We start from the raw sequence: 23289 nt of genomic DNA, 5'->3' as shown, positions 1-23289 counted from the left end.
AGATGAAATGTACTAAATTCAAGATAACTGGGATTTAGTTATCATTCTTTAAGGTTGCAAATTAAGCTAAACAACCTTGATCAGTCTCAACCAGAGTAAAATCACCTAACGGCGTAATCTCAAGTTTCATCTTATAATTTGAATGATTTACATGAGCAACATCGATACATTGAATAGAAGGTTGGTATTTAACACGCCCTGTCATGTCAAACTGAATTGAATATGAATTTTTAAAAAGTAACTCATTAGAGTTCAAATAGTAGTTCGTCAATGAATCGCTTTGACGATCATTGGACGTAAAATGAAAATTCACATTGCGTTTTATTTTAACGGCTTGTTCCCGCGCTTCATTCATCATTGCGACAATTTTTTGAGCTTCATTCAAGCTATTCTTTTTCTCAAAAAATTGAACAATATTTGGAATTGCTAAAGTCGACACAATAGCAAATACACTTAGGGTAATCATGAGCTCAATTAAGGTGAAACCACCATTTAAAGTCTTCATTCTTATCACTATATGGTTCATTTAATGATAAAAATTTAAACCTTTTTTACAAAAAAACAAAATAGTGCAGATAAATGGTATAGAAAAGTAGATAGAATCACATTTTTAAAAAATAACCCTACCTTATTGCTATTTATTACCTTTATTTTTATTACCTTTATTGTTAAGCCTGAATAACATTTATGCGAAGCTCTTTAGGCAAACTAAAGGTAATATTTTCTTCTCTGCCTGCCAATTCCTGAGGCACACTCGCCCCCCAATCTTGTAAACGCTGTAAGACTTGTTTAATTAAAATCTCAGGTGCTGAAGCACCAGCAGTGACACCCACTGTTGCAATATTTGCAAACCATTGCTGTTGTAACTCATCTGCATTATCAACGAGGTAAGCATGTTTACCCATTCGTTCTGCTAACTCACGTAAACGATTGGAATTCGATGAGTTTGGCGAGCCTACAACTAAAACCACATCACACTGACTTGCTAAATCGCGTACAGCATCTTGTCGATTCTGCGTTGCATAACAAATATCATCTTTACGAGGACCTTGAATCGCAGGGAATTTTTGACGCAATGCATCAATGACTTTCGCCGTATCATCTATAGATAAAGTCGTTTGAGTCACAAAAGCGAGTTTTTCAGGGTTATTTACAGCTAAAGCCCGAACATCATCTTCATCTTCAACCAAGTAAATTGAACCACCATTTTTGAGATCATACTGACCCATAGTCCCTTCAACTTCTGGATGCCCTTCGTGGCCGATCAAGATTGCCTCAACACCTTCACGCGCATACTTAGTGACCTCAATATGCACCTTGGTTACCAAAGGACACGTTGCATCAAAGACTTTTAAACCACGGCGCTGCGCTTCTATTTGAACGGCTTTAGATACACCATGTGCACTAAAAATGACAATATTATCATCAGGTACTTCATTAAGCTCTTCAACAAAAATTGCGCCACGCTGGCGTAGGTCGTCGACAACAAATTTATTGTGTACTACTTCATGGCGAACATAGATCGGTGGACTAAAAGTTTCAAGCGCGCGATTTACAATCGCAATGGCACGATCTACCCCTGCGCAAAAACCACGTGGATTCGCCAATACAATTTCCATAGGATCCTCGATGCTCACTTAATTTTTCGGACGATTCACAATAAATTTGCAAACAAATGTGCGAATAGCTATTTTGTTTGAAACCCGTCTACTCTAAAATAGAGAAGATATTTTATCATATCAGGAAAAATATCATGTCGGGTCTCTTGTTTGTCGTTTCTGCTGCATCTGGAACAGGCAAAACATCACTAGTAAAAGCCCTACTTGAGCGCGTAAGCAACTTACACGTTTCTGTTTCACATACGACTCGCGGACAACGTCCTGGTGAACTTGAAGGTGTACATTACCACTTCACGTCTAAAGAAGTTTTTTTAGAGCAAGTAAACCAAGGTGGTTTTATTGAATATGCTGAAGTTTTTGGGAATTACTACGGTACTTCTCAAGAGACTGTGCAGAAGCAACTCTCTAAAGGACATGACGTTTTACTTGAAATTGATTGGCAAGGTGCCGAACAAGTTCGCAAACTATTTCCTGAATCAAAACAAATTTTTATATTGCCGCCTACACAGTTTGATTTACGTCAACGTTTATCTAATCGTGGTACTGATGCGGTGGATGTGATTGAACACCGATTAAGCTGTGCGGTTGAAGATATGCAGCAATACGTCAATTTCGATTACATTATTTTAAATGATGACTTTAATAAAGCTTTGCACGATCTTGAATCGGTGATTAATGCAAATCGCCTTGCTTTATCCCAGCAAGCAGTCCGTCACCAAGAACTGATTCAAAAATTAATTACACCGAAACGTTGATTAAACTTGAGTCTATAGACGAAGGCATTTATACTGTTCAGTCTGTTAAAATTTTACACACAAACGAGAATTCTTATGGCACGCGTAACCGTTGAAGATTGTTTAGACCATGTAGACAACCGCTTTGAGCTTGTACTAGTGGCAAGCAAACGCGCGCGTCAACTTGCTCGTCAAGGTATCGAACCTACTGTTGAATGGGATAACGATAAACCGACTGTTGTCGCATTGCGTGAAATTGCTGAAGGTCATGTAAGCAAAGATATTCTTAAGCATCGTGATCAAGATTATCAAACTTCAAGTTTAGATCTTGCTTTATCTGCTAACAGCTTGAACTTAGACGGATTTTCTTTCCAGTAAGTTTTAATTTATATAATTGAGCTCAGTATTTTTACTGGGCTTTTTTATTGTCTTTTTTTAAGAGAATCAATCGACAAGAACCGAAAAATTTGTTAAATAAATAGATGAGTTATTTAATAGCAAATTGACAATCCACGCGATATGCTGATTGATGAATACATGTCTTTATTTTTTGTTAATTCTGTAATACAAAAGGTGCAATATGCCAGGCCCAATGGTCAGCGAAGCCAAGCAACAACTGAAAATCATTATCGACGCATATTTATCTGAAGCTGATGTCGAGAGGGTTTTGCTTGCCTGCGATTATGCCGATATTGCACATGATGGTGTTACCCGAAAAAGTGGTGAGCCATATATTTTACACCCCATTGCAGTCAGTTGTATTTTAGCGCACATGCGTTTAGACGCCGAAACATTAATGGCGGCACTGCTGCATGATGTCATTGAAGATACTGATTTCAACAAACAAGACATCACTGAGAAATTTGGCAAGACCGTTGCTGAGTTAGTTGATGGTGTGACCAAACTGAGCCATTCAAGCGATAAAGAATATAACAAAGCAGCTTCATTTCGAAAAATATTGCAGGCGACTCTACAAGACCCACGTGTCATTATTATTAAATTAGCAGATCGCTATCATAATATGACTACGCTTGAATCATTACGTCCAGATAAACGTGCACGCATCGCTCAAGAAACCTTTGATATTTTTGTACCGATGGCGCGTTTGGTGGGTATGAATGAAATGGCAGATAACCTTGAGCATCTGTGTTATCAAAACTTAGATTTGGACATGTTTAATAATGTCCAAGAAGCGCTCTTACAGACAAAACCTGAACGTTGTAAATATCAAACGACTTGGGAGATCAACCTCAATCAACTCCTCGTCGAATTTAGCGTTCCAGGTCGAATTAAAAAGAAAAATAACAATATTGAGCTGATCCGACACTTTGTTAAAAATGAAATTGATCTGCAAGAATTAACACATAGTCATGCCTTTGAAATTATTTTACAAAGCATCGCAGACTGTGACCGCTTGGTTGATATTTTAAAGGAAAACTTCCAAGTCTTGAGCTTCCAAGATCATATTCGCTATCCTCTTCCTGGTGGCAATCAATCGCTGATGCTTCGCTTAAAAGGTGAAAAAACTACATTATCACTCACCATTCAAACAGAGTTGATGCGTAAAGCAGCTCGTTTCGGTGTTGTTCTGGGTGAAAATGCACCTCAAACCTGTCGTTCTGCCATTCAAGCATCCATGAAAAACCTAAACACCTTGGTCGGTGGTGATTGTGCGAAGACGACCTTTAGTGATCTTTTGGATTATTTACATCAAGACAAAATTTGGGTGTACACCCCGCATGGTCAACTTCACGAGTTACCACAAGGTGCGACCGCAGTTGATTTTGCCTATTCTGCCAGTTTGTTTTTGGGCAACCATGCGGTCGGCGTAAAGATTAATGGTGAAACAAAACCTTTATCGACCCCGCTTACCAGTGGGCAAGTGATTGAAGTGATCACCGATGTTCTTGCTTCACCTAATCCAGATTGGTTAAGTTTCATTAATACTCAAAAAGCCCGTCGCTCCATCCAAAACATATTGAAAGAACAAGATATTGAGGAGCAGCGATTAGTCGGTCAACAAGCCCTGAATCGTGCTTTGAAGCTATTTAATTTATCCGTAAAAGATTTGAGTCCAGCGGATTGGCATGAGCTTTTACAATGGCGTCATATCCAAAATCGAAACGATTTATATGAACAAATCGCTGTAGGCGACTTATTGCCTCAATTGGTTGCAAATCACCTCTTTTCCCAAGATCAAACCGATCAAAACCAAAGTTCTCGTCTGATTTTAGGCACAGACGGCGTCGATGTAAAATATGCACATTGCTGCAACCCTGTGTTAGGCGATCCTATTCAAGGGCATTTATCCCGTCGTGGTTTGATTGTGCATCGTTCGCGTTGTCATAACTTATTGCATGAGCAACATTTACACCCTGAAAACATCATGCCACTACAGTGGAACGATGAGGAGGAAGCAGAGATTAACTTTAATGCTTACCTTCGCATCGATATTGTTTTAAATGATGAACAGGTGTCTGAACTGATCTACATTTGCCGAAAAGCAAAAATTGGGATCGAGTCTGTCCGTAAATACGAATCAAAAACCTATTTAGATATTGTGGTACACAACCGTCAGCAAATTGCGCAAATCATTCGTGAATTACGTATGCAATTCGGTTTCCCACGTATATCACGTCAGCACATGCCATTGGCTGTACCTGAAGTTTCAAAAGCTGGCTAATCCTATATTCAATTGAATACAGTAGCTTAATCAAAATGACTAAATTAAGTCACTTTAATGTTTGACGAAACGTTTTGATCCTTTATGATGAAATGAGATGAAATAAAGGAGAAATTGATGTCCCGCCAAGTGATTCATACTGAAAATGCGCCTGCTGCGATTGGTACTTACTCTCAAGCGATTCTCGTCAGTGAAACGCTTTATCTATCGGGTCAGATCGGTTTAGATCCGTATAGCATGGAATTGGTTGAAGGCATCGAAGCTCAAATTCGTCGTGTTTTTGATAATTTAAAAGCAGTATGTGAAGCTGCGGGTGGGTCGCTGGCTGATATTGCAAAGCTAAATATCTTCCTCACTGATCTTTCAAACTTTCAATTGGTTAACCAAATCATGGGCGAATACTTTGCTCAACCTTATCCAGCTCGTGCAGCTTTGGGTGTTGCAAGTCTACCGAAAGGTGCCTTGGTTGAAATGGATGGTGTAGTCATCATCACCAAATCATAAGCAAGCAGCAAGAATTGAATTTACAATAAATTAAATTTTATATATCTATTTTTAATTCAAATAGATACAGATATTTAAAAGATACCACCGATAAGTTGGTATCTTTTTATTCAAAAACCCAATCACTATCAATGAGAATTTAAATGAATTTCATTGACAAACGATAATAATTATCAATAATATTAGTTATCGCATTTAACATTGTGGTTCTACAAAAATGTACGTTTGCTTATGTCGTGGTATTACAGATCAAGATATTAAAGATGCCATGGCAAATGGTGCTGAGACTTATCGTGAAGTTCGTGAGCTATTAGATTTAGGCACGTGCTGTGGGCGCTGTGCTCCTGAAGCGAAAAGTATTATCAACGAAGAGCTATCATTAATCGCTGCTCAAATTTCGATTGCCGCTTAAAGCCAAACTATTTTTTGATTGTCGAAACTAAAAATACAACACCAAAACATAATACCGAATAACAATAATACGCTGAAAAAAATTTCTCCCCCCGCTTTGACTCAAGCGGGGTTATTTTTTATTCAACTATCCATATTAATTTTTCCCATGTTCATTTTCGAACTTGATAGATAGTGATCCCAAGTGGATTTGATTGCGATTTTCATTTGCTGTTCTATAAATCACTCGTCAGTATCCCTCTAGATCATGTAAGATGCTCCCTATGGATTGCCTTGATAAGGCACAAGATGATTTTGGAGCAAGAACAATGAAAGGCAACCGTGACGTTATTCACCAACTGAATCAAGTGTTGTATCACCACTTAACCGCGATCAATCAATACTTCCTACATTCACGCATGTTTAATGATTGGGGGATCGAAAAGCTAGGCTCTGCTGAATACAAAGAGTCAATCCGCCAAATGAAACATGCAGATAAAGTCATAGAGCGTATTTTATTTTTAGAAGGTCTACCCAACTTACAACATCTCGGTAAACTTTATATTGGCCAACACACGGCTGAAGTTTTAAATTGCGACGTGCGTAAAGTCAAAGAAAATATCGAAGCGATTCAATCTGCGGTCAAACTTGCGGAACAGACTCTGGATTATGTGACCCGTGATTTATTGCGAGAAATTTTAGAGAAAGAAGAAGAATTCTTAGATTGGACAACCACTCAAATCGATTTGATTGAAAGCGTTGGTATTGAAAACTATATTCAAAGCCAAATTTAAGTTTCAAATTGAGCAATAAAAATCCCCGCTATGTACACCATAATGGGGATTTTTATTGGGCTTCACTTTTTAAAAAGATCAACACTTTCTAAAAGTGCTTGATTCACTTTATTTTAAAAGGTCTTCATAAGCGCGTTTTTGTCCATGTAGCGTTTCCAATACCCAAAGCTGCTGTCTTGCTTGTTGCTCTTTTCCGTTAAATGCCAATATTTGAGCATGCTTATATAAATCATATTTAGCTGCCATATTGGCAACCATACGCTCTATATGCGCGAGCTGTGCATCATTCATTTGAGTCTTTGGATTAAGTTGAATCCACCAAATACGCTCTTTGAATTGCGTCAGTAAAATAATATCCTTATCCATCACTTGTTGTTGCGACGTAGTTAGAGGTGTTTTAAGACTCGCAATACTACTTTGTTCTTTATACAAAAAATAATCTCGAACAGAAACCACACAACCGACAATACATACAATTGCAATCACAGAGGTTATTTTTGAACTGAGCTGAATGGCAGGTAGATTCTTATATTGTGCTTGAATCACACCTAACAAGAATCCAGCAGGTAATAAGAAATAGGCATAATGCAGTGGAAACTCCAACAGACCATGAATCAAAATTGCACAGACCATTAAGGTCGCAATAATCGAGATGGTATCTTTAACCCCTTTATTTAACCAAAATAACCAAGCCGTTAAATACACAACAATCAATCCACCAATGATCGCTCCATTCCAAATCAATAGATCAAAAATAATATTATGCGCACTCTTGTACCACTCATGCGAGGGATAAGCATCGAACGCAGCCATTTGCGCCATGCCCGTTTGATTCCAACCATAGCCAAACCAAGGTTGTTGCAACAAAGCGATCCACTGCTGTTGCCACATATCCAATCGCAAGTAACCTGATGATGCTCGATCTACGACTGAGGCTGTTTCTACCATTTTCAAACCAAACAGGTCTGCAATCAATTGATGAATAAATGGAAGATTAGCAATCATCAGTGCAAATACAGCAACCCAACTCAGCAATTTCAAAAAGCCAAATCGTTTATTTCGGTTAAATTGTTTAACGCCTAAGAAAATTAAGATAAATAGACACACCACCCAAGACGTGCGTGATTGGGTTAAGGCAATACTAAACATCAAGATGAGAGCATAAGGCACCAAGTAGATATTTTTGAGCCATTTTTTTTCATAGAAATACAGACATGCTAACAATGCTACCGTCAATAAGGTCGCCAAGTTATTAGGCTGTGCCAAGTTGGCATAAGGGCGATTACCTTTAAAGGTGTACATCCACGGTGAAAAATATCCATTCAGATTCAACCACTGACAAATAGCAATCACACTTGAAATTAGACCAACAATTAAGACTACAAGTGAAAAGACTGAAAATACTTTTTCACGTTGTTGAGTATTTTTTGAGAGGTTGTATCCTGTAATAACCATCAACCAAAACATCAATACATAGGCAAAGCATAAGATTGCATTAGAAGCATACAGTATCTGCCCTGTAGCCAACTGTAGCAGTGGAATACTCAGTAATGGTATGGCGATTAGTTGTGGTCTAGGAATGTCTATTTTTTGTTTATAAAAGCTCAATAGCAAAAATGAAGCTGAAAGAAAGGTCAGAATCTCAGAGGAGAATGTTGGCCATGGGGTTTTATGGAATGGGATGAGCCAAGATATACTCAATAAGAAAATAATAAAATATGAAAAAATAGAACTCATAGCAGCAAAATTTAATTTCTAATAGATTATATCGAGATTTAATATATCATTACATTACGTGATAAAAAATATATTCTATTTAAAGTTATGCAATTCCGATATTATAAAATCTTTGAAACCATCATTTTTCTTATCTATATTATAAGGCATTGAATTGGTAAATAATATTAAAATATTTTTCTGGCTATCGACAACTGAATATGTCATTACACCAGGTAACACACCATCACGAGTATAAAAAATAGAACCATTTCTTTCTAAGGGTGACATACCTATACCATAGCAACTTTTATAAGCCATCACATCACAAGGCAACATATAGTTCATGGAAAGAATATTTAAAGGCTTTTGTTCCACCATGACTTCTAAAGAATTCAAAAAAGCCTCTGCATTAGTCACAATATCTGCTGAACCTTTTAAATTACCTAATGGTATATTTCTATAAAATTGAGCGTCAACAGGGCTATATTTATAATTATAATAAACCTCACTATTATAATTTTCTATCCTAAGCATTTTCAAATCTACATTTTTATATTTCTTTAAAATAATTTCATGTAAACTTTCATTGTAATATCTCTCTAAAATCACTCCTAAAATACAGTATCCTTCATTTGAATACACCATTTTTGAACCTGGTTTATAGTCTAGAATTACTTCATTCAAACTAGAGACTAAGTTTTTACCACACCACTCTTGATCACTAAATATACGGTCACCAGATACTCCACGATCAAATCCTGCCGAATGTCTAAGTAAGTCTATAATTTTTATATTTAAAACCTCTTTATCTTTAGGTTGAGTCATAGGAAAAAACTTTGTAATTTTATCCTCTAGTTTTATTTTTCTTTTATTAAGCAAATCTACAATTAATGAAGAAGTATAGAGTTTTGATAAACTTGCAATTTTATAATTATCCGAAATTTTTAGTCTTATTTTATGATTTTGATCTTTCCACCCACTTACACACCAGAAAATTTCATTTCCATTTTTAAAAATAATTTGATTACTCACAGAATCCATATAAATTCTTTTCAACAATATTTTTTTTAAGAATCTTGGACTGTTTTCTTTACAAGAAATTGAAGAGATAGCTTTTAGGTAGGTAATCTGCCTTTCAAGCAGATATGCATGATATGCATTAGATACGTATGCAAAAGGAACGATAACCACAAAAAAAGTTATCAATAAAAGTAGCAGGAGTTTTTTCATAATTTATTCATCAAAAAGCACCCATTAAGGGTGCTTTTTCAAGAAATATTTTTTATTCTTTTACAGCTTCTTTAGCTGGGCAACCTGCAGGTGCATATTTAGCATCTACTGTAGTTGAACAAGTCCATGAACCTTCTTCTGAACGTGTCCAAGTTAAATCTTTACCCGAAATTGCTGTAGCAGCTGAAGAACCAAATTGTGCTACAACAGTCATACCATTTTTACCTTCACCAGGCCAATTAATTTTTAATCCAGACTGTAGTTTAGATGTCGCTTCTTCACCAAATGAACCAAAAGCACCAAAACCAGTTACTAAATTAGAGGCAGTCCAACCCAATTCACAGGTTGCTTCTGACTTTTTACCTTCCAACAAACATGTTTCAATCGTAGTTTTAAGTGAACTAACTTCACCCATTACACGACTCACTTGTGATTTAGCAATATAGTTTTGATATTGCGGAATCGCAATCGCAGCCAAAATACCGATAATCGCAACAACGATCATTAATTCAATAAGGGTAAAACCTTTTTGAGCGTTCATAACTTTTCTCCCAAGAAAAAATTTAAATAGCTTTTTGTTTGATTTAAATTAGCAAATTATGTGTCTTAAATGTTTCATTGCTAACTTTCTTAATGCCTATTCTAATTTTTGTGATGAGCTTTTCAATATTTATTTTACATTATGTTTTTATATGTAATTTTAAGTAAAAAACTGACATTTTTTGTCAGTTTCCATACTTTTTAGTTCAATATAATTGGCGCATTGCCTAATTCATTTTCCAAGTCTTCGATTTGATCATCATAAAAACGATCTAATATTTGACCAATTTCAATTACACCTTTGATGACACCTTGCGTATAATTCTTGGCTTTCAACTCTTGAATCATATGATCACATATTGCTTGCCACTCTTGTTGTTCAGTGGCTTGATCAATCCCACGATCAATCACGATCTCAACAACTTGTTCACATAAGTTTAAATACAACAGAACCCCACTATTATATGCAGTATCCCAAACACCCAGTTCAGCAAAAAGCTGTCTTGCGCGTAACCGCGTGTCCTGCCTATAAGCAACACCACTGGGGATATACCCCTCGATCACCACTTGGATCTCCCCGACATGACCATGCTCAGCCTCTTTTACTGCTTGCGCAATCTTGGTTTGATCTTGTTTGGTGAAATAGCGTTTAGATGCAGGCATATAAAAGAAATGCTTAAACCAGCGCTTCAAACTTGGTGATACACCTTGCTGTAGCTTAGGTTTAGTAATAATTTCAGTTGTTTCTGTCTTTGTTACCATGAGCCTGATGCCCCTCCCCCACCAAAACCGCCGCCGCCGCCACTAAAACCACCACCGCCGCCAAGTCCACCGCCACCTCCACCACGACCAGCACCTGATAGAAATGCTTGAAATAAAAGCTGAGCAATAGACGTAAACAATAAAAAGAAAATACCAATCCCAAAGATTAAACTCATGATTAGACCAGAGCCAAAGATCATACTGGCAGCAAAAGCAGTTACCCCTGCAACCGATGCACTCAGTCGATTACCTATGATAAAAGACGCCACAATTCCTGCTATCAGAATAAAAAATACCGCACTTAACGTTTGGTCTTTCGCTTGTTGCTCTTTGACTGCTACTTCTTGGCGATCTTTTAAATCTTGTGCTGCTTTTTGTGCAGTTTCAGGATCTAAATTTAATATTCGTTCAATCTCAGTGACCCCTGAAATTAAGCCTTGACCATACTGATTGGCTTTAAAATAAGGTGTGATCTGCTCACGAATAATACGATTCGCAACAATGTCTGGAATCACGCCTTCTAAACCGTAGCCTGTAGCAATGTGTAAACGTCGATCGTTAATTGCAACCGCAATCAGTAAACCATTGTCTTGCTTGGCAGAACCGAGTTTCCATTGTTCTGCTGTGCGCATGGCAAAATCAAAAATACCTTCTTGACCTGTTGTTGGCACAATCACAATGCCAATTTGACCTTTGCCCTGCTCGTATAAATTTCGGATTTGGCTGTCTAACACCGCTTTTTCATTGGCAGTTAATATATTGGCTTGATCAATCACAGGAGCATTTAAAGTCGGCAGTGTGCGAATGGATTCACCATCCGCCATATCATTGGCAACAGTAACGGTACTTGTTGAATTTTGATTTGCTGTGACTTGATCTGTATTGTTTTGCGTTGTGTTTGCTTGTTGTTGTTGATTAGGTTGAATGATCTTTTTAAGAACTAGCGCTTCTTCTTGATCTATCGCCGTTGCTGTTTCAGCATTGACCACTGACGTAGAAATCCCCGCAAGCAATACAAGGCTCATAGCGATAATCGCATTCAGCTTTTTTAAAGTTCTCATGACGTGCCGATCAAGCATAGATGTTCCTCAGTCTTTCATACTGGATCAAATACAGCATTGAAGCGAATTTGACCCAGATTTGAAGTTGATTCATTCATATTAATTGAATGACACAGTCGGTGCTTTTTGAGCACTAGATTCAGCACTGAAGTTTTCTTTGGTATCCATACCAATCACCTTGGCTGTCATGGCTTGAGGGAACTGACGCACATACGTGTTGTAATCTTGAACAGTCGAAATATAACGATTACGTGCAACCGCAATACGGTTTTCTGTTCCTTCAAGTTGCACTTGTAAGTCGCGGAACTGTTCATTGGCTTTCAAATCTGGATAGTTTTCTGTCACAGCCAATAAGCGAGACAATGCACTTGTCATTTGAGACTGCGCTTCTTGATATTTTTTAAACAGTTCAGGATTTTCTAATACTTCCTTATCGACTTTCAAACCTGCGACATTGGCACGTGCTTGCGTCACTTCAGTCAATACTTGCTCTTCATGCTTGGCATAGCCTTTCACGACATTGACTAAATTTGGAACAAGGTCTGCTCGACGTTGATATTGGTTTTGGACTTCTGACCATGCACCAATGACTGACTCATCTTTGGCTTGTAAAGTATTATAGCCACAACCTGACAGTGTGAGTGTGCTTGCGAGTGCAATTGAAACCATGGTCATTTTTAACATTTTCATTCAGTTCATCCTCATTATTTATTTGTATTTGTTCATATAAAAGCATTTTAAACAGATTTTTAAGTTCTATTGTATTTTTTCTTTACTCAATCAGATACTATCAGCTTAAACTCATCATCACGAAAAAATGTGAATAATTTCAGCAAAAAAGCGTTTGAACGCATACCATTTTGAATTAGAAATATAATCTTTGCGCATCTGCAACAATTCAGGATGATGATAACCTAGACGGCTCGCAGTCGAATATAGAACAAGTGCGGCATCATCCTCTTGCCTCATTTGAATCACTTCAATATTTGCCATATTAAATAAAATTTGTGCAGTAATTGGATCTTTATCTACCAACCTAAGACGTTGCACCATCTGAATTTTACTGTGCTCAAAAATTTGATCTAGATTATAACGTTCACCTTTAAACTCAACTTGCTTTACTTTGGCTCTTGGCGCAATACCATTCCCAAAATTTAAACCAAGGACGTCATTTTGTTTAATCCATTCTGGGTTTTCATTTTGTTTAATCTGGGCATCTAAAATTTTAAGGTGGATCCATTCACTTCCTTCATGAATTTTAGCATTTCGTTTTATTCCTTGTTGAATCCAATATCTTGCCTTTGATATTTGACCTGCTAACTCATAAGCTGTACCTAAATTTGCAGCAGTTTGAGCAACATTTTGACGTTGTTTTTCAAGCTGTTGAAAAATCTCAATGGCTTCCTGATAACGGTGTGCTTGGATGAGCACTACGCCATAGTCATTTAATTGCTCAAAGGTTTTAGGCGGATTTTTTTTTGCCTGTGCAAGTTCATGCTTAACATCTGTATACCCCCAACTCAATTCTTGTTCATAAGTATTTATACAAGCGTGTGAAAGAGAAATATTCAGCAAAAGTGCAATAGACAATACTAATTTAGAATTCATTTTAAGAAGTTATCATTATTTGTAATTTTTTAAATTATAAATTAACCCATAAAAAAGCCACCCGAAGGTGGCTTTCTTATCAATAACTCTTATTCGTCATCTTTCTTTGCTTCTTCTGGAGGTAAATCCTTCACAGCTTCAGCAATTAGACCAAACATGTAGTTACCATATGCATTGGTTTTGTCATAGTGGAAACGCAAACGCGGTGTAATACGTGTTTTGATTTGACGGCTCAACTCATGGCGTAAGAAACCTGATGCTTTATTTAACACATCAAGTGTTTCTTTGTTTGCCTCTTCGTTTTGCTCATCACCCAGTTCACGACCCATTACAGTCACGTAAACTTCTGCGTAACCCAAATCTGGGCTCACTTTCACCGCAGAGATGGTCACTAGACCACCTAAGCGCGGATCTTTGAGCTCTTGACGAATCAGTTCAGAGAGTTCTCTCTGAACTGTATCAGCCATACGCTTAAGACGTTGACTACCCGCCATTAAAGACTCCGTTTAATCAATTGAACATCGTACACTTCGATTTTATCAAGTGCTTTGATGTCTTTATAACCTTTAACCGCAAGACCACATTCCATACCCGCACGAACTTCTTCAACCACTTCTTTGTAGCGACGAAGAGACTCAAGCTCACCTTGGAATACAACCACGTCATCACGTAATACGCGAATCGGTTTGTTACGGTACAACATACCTTCAAGTACCATACAGCCCGCAGCCGCACCGAATTTACTTGAGTGGAAGACTTCACGTACTTGTGCAACACCGAGGATCGTCTCACGATGCTCAGGAGCAAGCTTACCGCTCATTGCTGCTTTCACGTCATCAATCAATTGGTAAATGATTGAGTAGTAACGAATGTCGATACTATCCGCATCTGCCTTTTGACGTGCAGTATTGTCCGCACGTACGTTAAAGCCTAGAAGTACCGCTTCTGAAGATTCAGCCAGTGTTACGTCAGATTCAGTGATTGCACCTACGCCCGAACCAATAATACGGACTTTAACTTCGTCAGTTGCAAGGTCAGCAAGCGCAACATGTAAAGCTTCCAACGTACCACGTACGTCAGTTTTCAATACAACGTTCACAATCGGCACATCTTTCTTGCCCATAGACGCCATGATGTTCTCAAGACGCATTGCAGATTGACGCTCAAGACGTTTTTGACGTTCACGATCCATACGCGCATCAGCAACTTCGCGTGCTTTTTTCTCGTCGCTTACAACAAGAACTTCATCACCCGCCATTGGCGCTTCTGGAAGACCTAAGATTTCTACTGGAATCGAAGGACCTGCAGATTGAATACGTTTACCGTTTTCATCTGTCATTGCACGTACGCGACCGTAAGATGCACCAGCAAGAACCAAATCACCTACTTTCAATGTACCGTTTTGAACAAGAATAGACGTTACCGCACCACGGCTGTTGTCTACACGCGCTTCAATAACAACACCTTGAGCCGCACCTTCTTCAGATGCTTTCAATTCTAACAATTCAGCTTGGATTGAAATCAAATCAAGAAGTTCATCAATACCTTGACCAGAGTGCGCAGAAACCATTGCCACTGGAACGTCACCACCCCATTGTTCAGGTACGATTTCTTTTACAGTCAATTCATTTAATACGCGATCTGGATCAGCAGATTCTTTATCCATTTTGTTGATTGCAACAATGATCGGCGTACCCGCAGCACGAGCATGATCAATGGCTTCTGCAGTTTGTGGCATTACACCATCATCTGCTGCCACAACTAAAACAACGATATCAGTTGCTTTCGCACCACGTGAACGCATAGCAGTAAATGCCGCATGTCCCGGAGTATCAAGGAAAGTAATCATTCCCTTATCCGTGGTCACGTGGTAAGCACCAATATGCTGTGTAATACCACCTGCTTCGCCTTGTGCAACTTTCGCACGACGAATACGGTCAAGAAGTGATGTTTTACCATGGTCAACGTGACCCATGATCGTAACCACTGGCGCACGAGTTGACTGAGCACCACGGGCTTCTTCAGCAGCTTCAAGCAAGTTATCTTCTGCTTGAGTATCAGACACACGAACTGGGTTATGACCCATTTCTTCAACTACAAGTGCAGCAATATCTTGTTCAATGGCTTGGTTCTGTGTAACGAGCTCACCCATTTTCATAAGTGATTTAATCACTTCGCGAACCTTGATTGCCATTTTCGATGCCAAATCAGCAACAACAATAGTTTCACCAATTTCAACATCATATACTTGTTTTTTAACTGGTTTTTCAAAGCCATGTTTGTTTGAGGAACTTGTTTTCAAACCACGTTTAGGCTGTTTGCTAAAGCTTTGCTCTTCTTGACCACGACGTCCACCTTTTTTCGGTGCACGTGTCGTTGGTGTATTCGCACCACGCTTAATATCACGGTCTTCTTTTGCAAATGAATCTTCATAAGCCTGACCTACAAGACCAGCTGCCAATGGAGAATCATCGACTACACGAATGGTTGCCGTCGTATCTTCATTTGAATACTTGGTTGCCATTTGACGCATTTGCTCAAGCGTACGCTGTTGTGCTTCTTCAGCTGATTTACGACGTGCTGCTTCTTCCACTGCTTTTAATTTAGCTGCTTCTGCTTCACGCGCTTTTTTCTGTTCAGCGGTTTCAGTCGGCTTAGTGACTTGTTTAACGATCGGCTTATTGGTCGATTTACGTTTAACAACAACGGCTGCCTTAGAAACTTCTTGTTTCGCAGTTTCTTTGTTTTGCGCAGCACGCATCGCATTTAATGCTGCACTTGCGTTATTTACAGGCTGAGCAGGCTTGGTTTCTACAGGTGTAGATGCCTTGTTCTCAACTTTTACTTGTGTATCAGCAGCAGCTTTAGCCAAAGCTTCTGCTTTAATTTGTTCAGGGTCTGGCTTTGTAAATGTGTGCTTCTTGCGAACTTCTACATTAATCGTTTTAGCTTTACCTGAAGTACTTGCAACTTTTGCAGTACTGGTTGTTTTACGTTTCAACGTGATTTTTCCTGCGCTGCCGTTGTCTTGTCCATGCACTTTTTTCAAGTGTGAAACAAGGCGGTCTTGCTGTTCAATCGAGATTGTGTCTTCTGCCTTCGCCTGAGGCAATCCTGCTTCTCGGACCTGATCTAATAGTTTTTCAACTGGAAGACCGACACTGACTGCTAACTCTTGAATTGACTTATCCGTCATATACGATCTCCTAGTTAAACCATGATTCACGTGCTTTCATAATGAATTGACCCGCTTTCTCAGCGCCCAAACCTTCGATATCAGAGATATCATCAGTTGCTTGATCTGCAAGATCATCCACTGTTACTACACCGCGTGCCGCAAGTGCAAATGCAATTTCAGAAGTCATTCCTTCCATTGCCAATAATTCTGCGCTTGGGTCTTGAATATCTTCCTGTTGTTTTAAAGCATCTGCCAATGCAATTTCTTTCGCACGACTTTGCAATAATTCAACTGTTTCTGCATCCAATTCGATTTCATCAAATGTGTCTGCAGGAACGTAAGCTATCTCTTCTAAAGAAGTGAAGCCCATTTCCACCAATGCCATTGCAAGATCTTCTTCAATATCAAGACGACTTACAAACATATCCAAATACACTTGCGCTTCATTTTGCTGACGCGCGCGGTATTCATCTTCTAGCATCATATTCAGCTTGTAACCTGTGAGTTCTGATGCCAAACGTACGTTTTGACCTTGAGAACCAATCGCACGAGCCAATTGATCGCTGGTAGCGAAAATGATATCTGCGGTACGTTCTTCTTCATCAATCACAATACCCGATACATCAGCAGGCTCTAAAGCACTTGCGATATATTGAGCTGGATCATCAGACCATACAACAACATCAATACGCTCACCATTTAACTCAGATTGTACTGCTTGAATACGCGTACCACGCATACCAATACATGCACCCACTGGGTCAATACGATGATCATTGGTTTTCACTGCAATTTTAGCACGAACACCTGGCTGACGAGCAGCAGCTTTTATCTCAATAATTTCTTCAGAAATTTCAGGAATTTCTTTCTTCATCAAAGCGATTAGCATTTCAGGCTTAGCACGTGTTAATTGCAGTTGTGCACCACGACCTTCACGATTTACATTGTACAGAATTGCATTGACACGTTGCTTAGGACGCAAAATTTCTTTTGCAATCATTTCTTCACGTGCAAGATAAGCTTCAGCATTTTCACCAAGATCGATAATAAAACCGTCTTTAGTTTGCTTTTTCACTTCACCGTAAATCAACTCGCCAACTTTCGCTTCATACGCATCAGCAATCAGTGCACGCTCAGCTTCGCGAATCTTTTGTACGATCACTTGTTTTGCAATTTGTGCAGCAATACGACCGAACTCAATTGAAGGAACTTCAAGTTCACGCACATCACCGATTGACCACTGTGCTGGATCAACATCAGAAATTGCATCTTGACAAGCCGGCATTTCATGATCTTCATCAGCAACCACTGTCCATTGACGGAAAGTGCGGTATTCACCTGTTTTACGATCAATTTCAACACGAAGCTGTGCTTCTTCAGAATTTGTGCCTTCGTAGAATTTTTTCTTCGTTGCAGCAACTAAAGCTTGCTCAAGTGCCTCGAAGATCGCTTCACGACTAACACCTTTTTCATTACTAACCGTTTCAGCAACGGTAAGAATTTCACGGCCCATAAGTCACCTACTATTCAAATTCTTCTTCATTAAAATTAAATTTAGTCTTGAAAGATCAAATTGGCTTTGTCGATATTATGACTATCGATTTCAATCACATGTTGATTTTCTACTTCGACTTGAATCAGTTCATTTGCCACATCAACACTTACAAGCTTGGCTTGGAATTTACGACGATTTTCTACAGCAGAAATCAAGCGTAAAGCCACTTGCTGTCCAACATAGGCTTCCATCTGTGCCAAATGGAAAAATTGACGATCCCAACCTGGTGAAGATACTTCTAAAGCGTATTCACCTGAAATCGGATCATGCACATCTAAAATTGCACCAACTTGCTGTGTAACACGTACACAATCTTGTACACCTACACCTCGTCCAAGCTCAATATCACCTTCTTCGGTAATGACCCCTTGTTCAGCAGATTCATTCTCACCTACTGGCTTGTCGATAAAAATACGCAATAATGAACGTTTACCTTGAGCTGTAAATTCAAGACCCCAGAGCTCAACATTACATGCTTCTACTGCAGGTGTGATTAAGTCTAGGAGTGTTTGGGTTTTATTTGATAACTTCATTTACTCTCGTCATTTCCGTGGGATTCAACCGGCCCTACGACCGTAATAAACTTACTATAGTGATAGCATGATAATTTGACCAATTGATGTCCACACTACACGATAGATAACAAAAAAGGGCGAAATCGCCCCTATTATTGCACAGAAAACCAAAGTCCACTGTGCAAAAAGGCCCACCTAGTTGTGAGCCTCTTTTAAGAAACTTGGTAGCGGGAGCTGGATTTGAACCAACGACCTTCGGGTTATGAGCCCGACGAGCTACCAGACTGCTCCATCCCGCATCAACGTGCAAAATTATAACCAAATATGAAGCATTTTTCAACAAATAACTCATATTCGACTGATTAAGTTGCATCTTAATCAGATGAGTAGCTGGAACTGGTTTAGACCAAGAACCTTTGTTTATTCAAATAAGCTTAAAGCCTAGCTTAGACATTATACCTAAAATTAAAACAAACCACTCTTTAAAAAAACTTGGTAGCGGGAGCTGGATTTGAACCAACGACCTTCGCCCTGTTATAAAGAGTTGAGCCCGACGAGCTAAACTCTTATAAAATAACGATACCACAATCACTCTAAAAAATTGGTAGCGGGAGCTGGATTTGAACCAACGACCTTCGGGTTATGAGCCCGACGAGCTACCAGACTGCTCCATCCCGCAACAAATACAAATTTACGTTCAACTTAGAAATAAGTTGCTTATTTAAGTTTGTATCTTAAATAAGTTGGTAGCGGAAGCTGGATTTTCACCAACAACCTTCGAGATTTTATAAAGTGTTGAGCCCGATGAGCTGAAATTTTTATAAAATAAATCCACCAAAAGATTGGTAGCGGGAGCTGGATTTGAACCAACGACCTTCGGGTTATGAGCCCGACGAGCTACCAGACTGCTCCATCCCGCAACAAATAACAAATTATGTTTCTCAGCTTAAAATAAACTGCCTTTAAAAAGTTTGTTTCTTTAAAAAGGATTGGTAGCGGGAGCTGGATTTGAACCAACGACCTTCGGGTTATGAGCCCGACGAGCTACCAGACTGCTCCATCCCGCAACAACAGAAAACTTAGCCACATACACCAACTTATGTTCTGGATTATAAGTTGGTGCGGAAGGGGGGACTTGAACCCCCACGCCCGAAAGCACTACCACCTCAAGGTAGCGTGTCTACCAATTCCACCACCACCGCAGCTGTGTCGCATTCTAGTAGCATCAGCATCAAAATGAAAGGGAAATATTCAATTACTCAGCAGTTTTTGGTGCAGTTGTCGAAGTTTCAGGCGTTTTTTGCTCAACCTGTTCAGTGGTATTAATAGTTTTTAAGCCATAAGCATCTGTGGTTTGTTTTTTTGCAAATACTGCCAGCGTAATACTGGTAATAAAAAACAATGCCGTCAAAATCGCAGTCAGTCGAGTTAAGAAATTACCTGAACCCGAAGCACCAAAAACAGTCGCTGCACCACCGCCACCGAAGGAAGCTCCTGCATCTGCACCTTTACCATGTTGAACCAAAATCAACACGATCATTAAAACAGCTAAAATAATATGTACCACCAGCACAAATGTTTGCATGCTGCACTCCTAATTATTTTGATTGAGCAAATGCGTGAGCAATTTGATAAAAAGATTTTGCATCTAATGACGCACCACCAACAAGCGCACCATTAATATCTGGGCAAGCTGCCAACTCTACTGCATTCTCAGGCTTTACACTACCACCGTATAAAATCGCAGTATTTTTACCTTCGGATGTAATTTGAGTTAAACCCTCACGAATTTTCGCATGCATGTTTTGTGCATCATCAGGTGAAGCAGTTTTGCCTGTCCCTATCGCCCAAATCGGCTCATATGCAATCACAATGTTTTTCCACTGTTCTGCTTCAACCACTGCAGCAATATCACAAATTTGCTGTAAAACCACAGCCTCTGCTTGACCTGACTCACGCTGCTCCAAGCTTTCGCCAACACAATAAATCACAGTTAACCCTGCATTTAGTGCATTTTTAATTTTTGCATTTAAAATTTGCGTATGATCGCCAAAAATTTCTCTACGTTCAGAATGCCCAACTAAGACATAATCAATATCACTGTCTTTTAATAGCTCTGCACTGACATCACCTGTATATGCACCAGTGCCTGCCATACGAGATAAATCTTGAGCCACTGTCATGATATCAACCGGGCTATTTTTGAGTTGATTTTTAATATTCAGCAATGCCAAAGTCGTCGGTGCTACACCGATACGGCAATTTTGAGAGTCAATCGCCTGTTCTTGTAAAAGCTGAATAAAATCTTCAACCCATTGTTGAGCATTAGCCTGCATTGGGTTCATTTTCCAATTGCCTACAACCCAAGGAGTAATTGTCGAACCCGACATACATCTAACCTTCTTTCTAAAATGCGCACATTCTACACGGAATTTCCCCAATTAAAGTAATTTTTAATATCACTCAATTCTTAATTAAAAATTTGATCTTTAAAAATAAAGCAGTATTTGAGCAAAGATAATCTCAAAAATAATTCATGAGTCATTCTTTTACTTTAATTTCTGTATACATTAATTGTTTTAAGTATAGAATTATTGAAGAAGAAACGTATAATTTTCGTATTCAAATTATAAAATGAATTTAAGGCGTGTTGGTGATGACATTAGAACCAAATGTACCAAAATTTTCGGGGCTCAATCGTCGTTTAGTGGATGAGGGACATCTGACCGCGCAACAAATGCAAGCGGCCATTGAGGGTGCAAGAAAAAATAAAAAGAAACTCATTCCTTATCTGATTGAGCATCTTAAGATTAATCCAAGTGTCATTGCAGCTTTAGTTGCGCAAGAATTTGGTGAGCCTTATCTAAATTTAGATGCATTCAACCCTGATTTATTGCCTAAAGAAATTACAGACTCTAATCTCATTACCAAATATCAAGTGCTCCCGCTCTACCAACGCGGTCAAATGTTATACGTGGCAACCAGTGACCCGACAGATATTGAGGCACTTGATGCGATTAAATTCAATACCAAACTCAATGTTACGCCTGTCATCGTTGAAGCAAATAAACTTGAGAAGCTCATTGAAAAAAGCTTTGCTGATACCTCAACCTTTGATTTTGGCAGTGAAGATCTTGATGTTGATTTGGTCGGTGGCGATGGTAATAACGCGACTCAGCAAGAAGACGAACCATCTGAGGAAGACTCACCGATTGTCAAATACATCAATAAATTATTAGTTGATGCGATTCGTATGGGGGCTTCGGACTTACACTTTGAACCTTATGAAAAATCTTACCGCGTGCGTTATCGTGTCGATGGGGTTTTGCGACACATTGCCAACCCACCGCTTCAACTGGCCAACCGTCTTGCATCGCGTTTAAAAGTCATGTCGCAAATGGACATTTCTGAGAAACGTGTTCCGCAAGATGGTCGTATCAAATTAAAACTCTCCAAAACTAAAGCGATTGACTTTCGTGTCAATGCTCTACCCACATTATTTGGTGAGAAAATGGTACTGCGTATTTTGGATCCATCGAGTGCCATGCTGGGTATTGATGCTTTGGGTTATGAAGAAGACCAAAAGCAATTGTTTATGGATGCGCTAGAAAAACCTCAAGGTATGTTGCTTATCACAGGTCCTACAGGTTCTGGTAAAACGGTATCGTTATATACCGGCTTAAATATTCTCAACACAGAAAGTGCGAATATTTCAACCGCCGAAGATCCAGTCGAAATTAACTTAGAAGGCATCAATCAGGTCAACGTCAACACCAAAGTTGGACTCACCTTCTCGGCTGCACTTAAATCATTTTTACGTCAAGATCCAGACATTATCATGGTCGGTGAGATTCGAGATTTAGAAACAGCTGAAATTGCGATTAAAGCTGCGCAAACAGGTCATATGGTCATGTCTACACTGCATACCAACAGTGCGCCTGAAACACTGACTCGATTACGTAATATGGGGGTTCCCTCTTTTAATATTGCAACCTCAGTCAATCTCGTAATTGCACAGCGTCTTGCACGTAGATTGTGTAGTCACTGTAAAAAACCTGTCGATGTTCCTAAAAATAGTCTCTTAGAAATGGGCTTCACAGAACAAGATTTGGCTGATCCTGAATTAACAATTTACCAACCGGTAGGATGTGAAGAATGCCGTGAAGGTTATAAAGGGCGTGTAGGTATTTACGAAGTCATGAAAGTCACTCCTGAGATTTCAAAGATTATTATGGAAGATGGAAATGCGCTAGAAATCGCAGCTGCATCTGAAAAAATGGGGTTTAATAATCTTCGTCGCTCAGGGCTTAAAAAGGTGATCAGTGGTTTGACCTCTTTACAAGAGATTAACCGAGTGACCAGTGAATAATTAAAAAAGATTAAAAAAGGACAATATT

General features: G+C 38.9%; 22 protein-coding genes and 5 tRNA genes. 7 read left to right on the top strand and 20 right to left on the bottom strand.

Going from position 1 to position 23289, the window contains the following annotated elements; all coding sequences use genetic code 11:
- Positions 1-61: 61 nt before the first annotated feature.
- On the bottom strand, positions 62-505 hold the full coding sequence (locus tag AC5YCE_RS09625) for a prepilin-type N-terminal cleavage/methylation domain-containing protein (protein ID WP_496171897.1): 444 nt from the start codon (positions 503-505) through the stop codon (positions 62-64).
- Positions 506-668: 163 nt separating this feature from the next.
- A complete protein-coding gene (ispH, locus tag AC5YCE_RS09620) occupies positions 669-1619 on the bottom strand; it encodes a 4-hydroxy-3-methylbut-2-enyl diphosphate reductase (protein WP_496171896.1) in 951 nt (316 codons plus the stop codon).
- A gap of 134 nt (positions 1620-1753) precedes the next feature.
- Here ispH and gmk point away from each other — a divergent pair, with 134 nt between their 5' ends.
- The 6 genes from gmk (at position 1754) to bfr (ending at position 6724) form a co-directional block, all read left to right on the top strand.
- Positions 1754-2374 carry a guanylate kinase gene (gene gmk / locus AC5YCE_RS09615; protein WP_496125782.1) on the top strand — a complete coding sequence of 207 codons (621 nt, stop codon included), beginning with the start codon at positions 1754-1756 and terminating at the stop codon, positions 2372-2374.
- A gap of 75 nt (positions 2375-2449) precedes the next feature.
- Entirely contained in the window at positions 2450-2731 is a 282-nt protein-coding gene (rpoZ, locus tag AC5YCE_RS09610) for a DNA-directed RNA polymerase subunit omega (protein ID WP_496125781.1), read from the top strand.
- A 202-nt stretch (positions 2732-2933) separates the two neighbouring features.
- A complete protein-coding gene (locus AC5YCE_RS09605; protein WP_496171895.1) occupies positions 2934-5036 on the top strand; it encodes a RelA/SpoT family protein in 2103 nt (700 codons plus the stop codon).
- 117 nt (positions 5037-5153) lie between these two features.
- A complete protein-coding gene (locus AC5YCE_RS09600) occupies positions 5154-5540 on the top strand; it encodes a RidA family protein (protein ID WP_496171894.1) in 387 nt (128 codons plus the stop codon).
- Between the two features lie 217 nt (positions 5541-5757).
- Complete coding sequence (locus AC5YCE_RS09595) at positions 5758-5952, top strand: bacterioferritin-associated ferredoxin (RefSeq protein ID WP_496171893.1); 195 nt, start codon at positions 5758-5760, stop codon at positions 5950-5952.
- Between the two features lie 307 nt (positions 5953-6259).
- Positions 6260-6724, top strand: coding sequence for a heteropolymeric bacterioferritin subunit Bfr (gene bfr, locus AC5YCE_RS09590; RefSeq protein WP_496125796.1), 465 nt, complete (start codon positions 6260-6262; stop codon positions 6722-6724).
- A 108-nt stretch (positions 6725-6832) separates the two neighbouring features.
- On the opposite strand, the gene AC5YCE_RS09585 is transcribed toward bfr, so the two are convergent.
- From AC5YCE_RS09585 to tpiA, 18 genes are all read right to left on the bottom strand, one after another.
- The gene (locus AC5YCE_RS09585; RefSeq protein ID WP_496171892.1) at positions 6833-8332 is read right to left on the bottom strand and encodes a PglL family O-oligosaccharyltransferase; all 1500 of its coding nucleotides are present in this window, start codon (positions 8330-8332) and stop codon (positions 6833-6835) included.
- A gap of 204 nt (positions 8333-8536) precedes the next feature.
- The gene (locus AC5YCE_RS09580) at positions 8537-9673 is read right to left on the bottom strand and encodes a serine hydrolase domain-containing protein (protein ID WP_496171891.1); all 1137 of its coding nucleotides are present in this window, start codon (positions 9671-9673) and stop codon (positions 8537-8539) included.
- Positions 9674-9725: 52 nt separating this feature from the next.
- Positions 9726-10214 carry a pilin gene (locus AC5YCE_RS09575; protein ID WP_496171890.1) on the bottom strand — a complete coding sequence of 163 codons (489 nt, stop codon included), beginning with the start codon at positions 10212-10214 and terminating at the stop codon, positions 9726-9728.
- A 200-nt stretch (positions 10215-10414) separates the two neighbouring features.
- Positions 10415-10975, bottom strand: a complete 561-nt coding sequence (locus AC5YCE_RS09570; protein ID WP_496171889.1) for a TPM domain-containing protein — start codon at positions 10973-10975, stop codon at positions 10415-10417.
- Positions 10969-12036: a TPM domain-containing protein gene (locus AC5YCE_RS09565; RefSeq protein WP_496171888.1), complete on the bottom strand. Its 1068-nt coding sequence runs from the start codon at positions 12034-12036 to the stop codon at positions 10969-10971. Before AC5YCE_RS09565 ends, AC5YCE_RS09570 begins: the two co-directional genes overlap by 7 nt.
- Before the next feature lie 99 nt (positions 12037-12135).
- Positions 12136-12726 carry a LemA family protein gene (locus tag AC5YCE_RS09560; protein ID WP_496125774.1) on the bottom strand — a complete coding sequence of 197 codons (591 nt, stop codon included), beginning with the start codon at positions 12724-12726 and terminating at the stop codon, positions 12136-12138.
- 117 nt (positions 12727-12843) lie between these two features.
- Complete coding sequence (locus tag AC5YCE_RS09555; protein ID WP_496171887.1) at positions 12844-13644, bottom strand: tetratricopeptide repeat protein; 801 nt, start codon at positions 13642-13644, stop codon at positions 12844-12846.
- Between the two features lie 89 nt (positions 13645-13733).
- Complete coding sequence (locus AC5YCE_RS09550; protein ID WP_496171886.1) at positions 13734-14138, bottom strand: ribosome-binding factor A; 405 nt, start codon at positions 14136-14138, stop codon at positions 13734-13736.
- Complete coding sequence (infB, locus tag AC5YCE_RS09545) at positions 14138-16840, bottom strand: translation initiation factor IF-2 (RefSeq protein WP_496171885.1); 2703 nt, start codon at positions 16838-16840, stop codon at positions 14138-14140. The genes AC5YCE_RS09550 and infB overlap by 1 nt, the downstream gene beginning before the upstream one ends.
- A 10-nt stretch (positions 16841-16850) precedes the next feature.
- Positions 16851-18335, bottom strand: a complete 1485-nt coding sequence (nusA, locus tag AC5YCE_RS09540; protein WP_496171884.1) for a transcription termination factor NusA — start codon at positions 18333-18335, stop codon at positions 16851-16853.
- Positions 18336-18376: 41 nt separating this feature from the next.
- Complete coding sequence (gene rimP / locus AC5YCE_RS09535; RefSeq protein WP_496125769.1) at positions 18377-18910, bottom strand: ribosome maturation factor RimP; 534 nt, start codon at positions 18908-18910, stop codon at positions 18377-18379.
- 204 nt (positions 18911-19114) lie between these two features.
- Positions 19115-19191: transfer RNA gene (locus AC5YCE_RS09530), tRNA-Met, on the bottom strand.
- Between the two features lie 303 nt (positions 19192-19494).
- Positions 19495-19571: transfer RNA gene (locus AC5YCE_RS09525), tRNA-Met, on the bottom strand.
- Positions 19572-19735: 164 nt separating this feature from the next.
- Positions 19736-19812, bottom strand: a tRNA-Met gene (locus AC5YCE_RS09520).
- Between the two features lie 70 nt (positions 19813-19882).
- Positions 19883-19959, bottom strand: a tRNA-Met gene (locus tag AC5YCE_RS09515).
- Positions 19960-20009: 50 nt separating this feature from the next.
- Positions 20010-20094, bottom strand: a tRNA-Leu gene (locus tag AC5YCE_RS09510).
- Positions 20095-20147: 53 nt separating this feature from the next.
- A complete protein-coding gene (gene secG / locus AC5YCE_RS09505; protein ID WP_496125768.1) occupies positions 20148-20477 on the bottom strand; it encodes a preprotein translocase subunit SecG in 330 nt (109 codons plus the stop codon).
- Positions 20478-20490: 13 nt separating this feature from the next.
- Positions 20491-21282, bottom strand: a complete 792-nt coding sequence (tpiA, locus tag AC5YCE_RS09500; protein ID WP_496171883.1) for a triose-phosphate isomerase — start codon at positions 21280-21282, stop codon at positions 20491-20493.
- 266 nt (positions 21283-21548) lie between these two features.
- Between tpiA and pilB the strand changes: the two genes are divergently transcribed.
- On the top strand, positions 21549-23261 hold the full coding sequence (gene pilB / locus AC5YCE_RS09495; RefSeq protein ID WP_496171882.1) for a type IV-A pilus assembly ATPase PilB: 1713 nt from the start codon (positions 21549-21551) through the stop codon (positions 23259-23261).
- Positions 23262-23289: the final 28 nt, after the last annotated feature.

It is taken from the genome of Acinetobacter sp. CY79, from assembly GCF_059515845.1.
Note: the sequence above shows the minus strand (reverse complement) of the source record. Positions and strands in the feature narration are given on the sequence as shown.

Coding starts and splice junctions, on each gene's coding strand:
- bfr (WP_496125796.1), top strand. CDS start 6,260: ATGAAAGGCAACCGTGACGTTATTCACCAACTGAATCAAGTGTTGTAT.
- AC5YCE_RS09605 (WP_496171895.1), top strand. CDS start 2,934: ATGCCAGGCCCAATGGTCAGCGAAGCCAAGCAACAACTGAAAATCATT.
- secG (WP_496125768.1), bottom strand. CDS start 20,477: ATGCAAACATTTGTGCTGGTGGTACATATTATTTTAGCTGTTTTAATG.
- AC5YCE_RS09565 (WP_496171888.1), bottom strand. CDS start 12,036: ATGAGAACTTTAAAAAAGCTGAATGCGATTATCGCTATGAGCCTTGTA.
- nusA (WP_496171884.1), bottom strand. CDS start 18,335: ATGGGCCGTGAAATTCTTACCGTTGCTGAAACGGTTAGTAATGAAAAA.
- tpiA (WP_496171883.1), bottom strand. CDS start 21,282: ATGTCGGGTTCGACAATTACTCCTTGGGTTGTAGGCAATTGGAAAATG.
- ispH (WP_496171896.1), bottom strand. CDS start 1,619: ATGGAAATTGTATTGGCGAATCCACGTGGTTTTTGCGCAGGGGTAGAT.
- AC5YCE_RS09555 (WP_496171887.1), bottom strand. CDS start 13,644: ATGAATTCTAAATTAGTATTGTCTATTGCACTTTTGCTGAATATTTCT.
- AC5YCE_RS09570 (WP_496171889.1), bottom strand. CDS start 10,975: ATGGTAACAAAGACAGAAACAACTGAAATTATTACTAAACCTAAGCTA.
- AC5YCE_RS09600 (WP_496171894.1), top strand. CDS start 5,154: ATGTCCCGCCAAGTGATTCATACTGAAAATGCGCCTGCTGCGATTGGT.
- AC5YCE_RS09625 (WP_496171897.1), bottom strand. CDS start 505: ATGAAGACTTTAAATGGTGGTTTCACCTTAATTGAGCTCATGATTACC.
- pilB (WP_496171882.1), top strand. CDS start 21,549: ATGACATTAGAACCAAATGTACCAAAATTTTCGGGGCTCAATCGTCGT.
- AC5YCE_RS09580 (WP_496171891.1), bottom strand. CDS start 9,673: ATGAAAAAACTCCTGCTACTTTTATTGATAACTTTTTTTGTGGTTATC.
- AC5YCE_RS09560 (WP_496125774.1), bottom strand. CDS start 12,726: ATGAAAATGTTAAAAATGACCATGGTTTCAATTGCACTCGCAAGCACA.
- gmk (WP_496125782.1), top strand. CDS start 1,754: ATGTCGGGTCTCTTGTTTGTCGTTTCTGCTGCATCTGGAACAGGCAAA.
- infB (WP_496171885.1), bottom strand. CDS start 16,840: ATGACGGATAAGTCAATTCAAGAGTTAGCAGTCAGTGTCGGTCTTCCA.
- rimP (WP_496125769.1), bottom strand. CDS start 18,910: ATGAAGTTATCAAATAAAACCCAAACACTCCTAGACTTAATCACACCT.
- AC5YCE_RS09595 (WP_496171893.1), top strand. CDS start 5,758: ATGTACGTTTGCTTATGTCGTGGTATTACAGATCAAGATATTAAAGAT.
- AC5YCE_RS09550 (WP_496171886.1), bottom strand. CDS start 14,138: ATGGCGGGTAGTCAACGTCTTAAGCGTATGGCTGATACAGTTCAGAGA.
- rpoZ (WP_496125781.1), top strand. CDS start 2,450: ATGGCACGCGTAACCGTTGAAGATTGTTTAGACCATGTAGACAACCGC.
- AC5YCE_RS09575 (WP_496171890.1), bottom strand. CDS start 10,214: ATGAACGCTCAAAAAGGTTTTACCCTTATTGAATTAATGATCGTTGTT.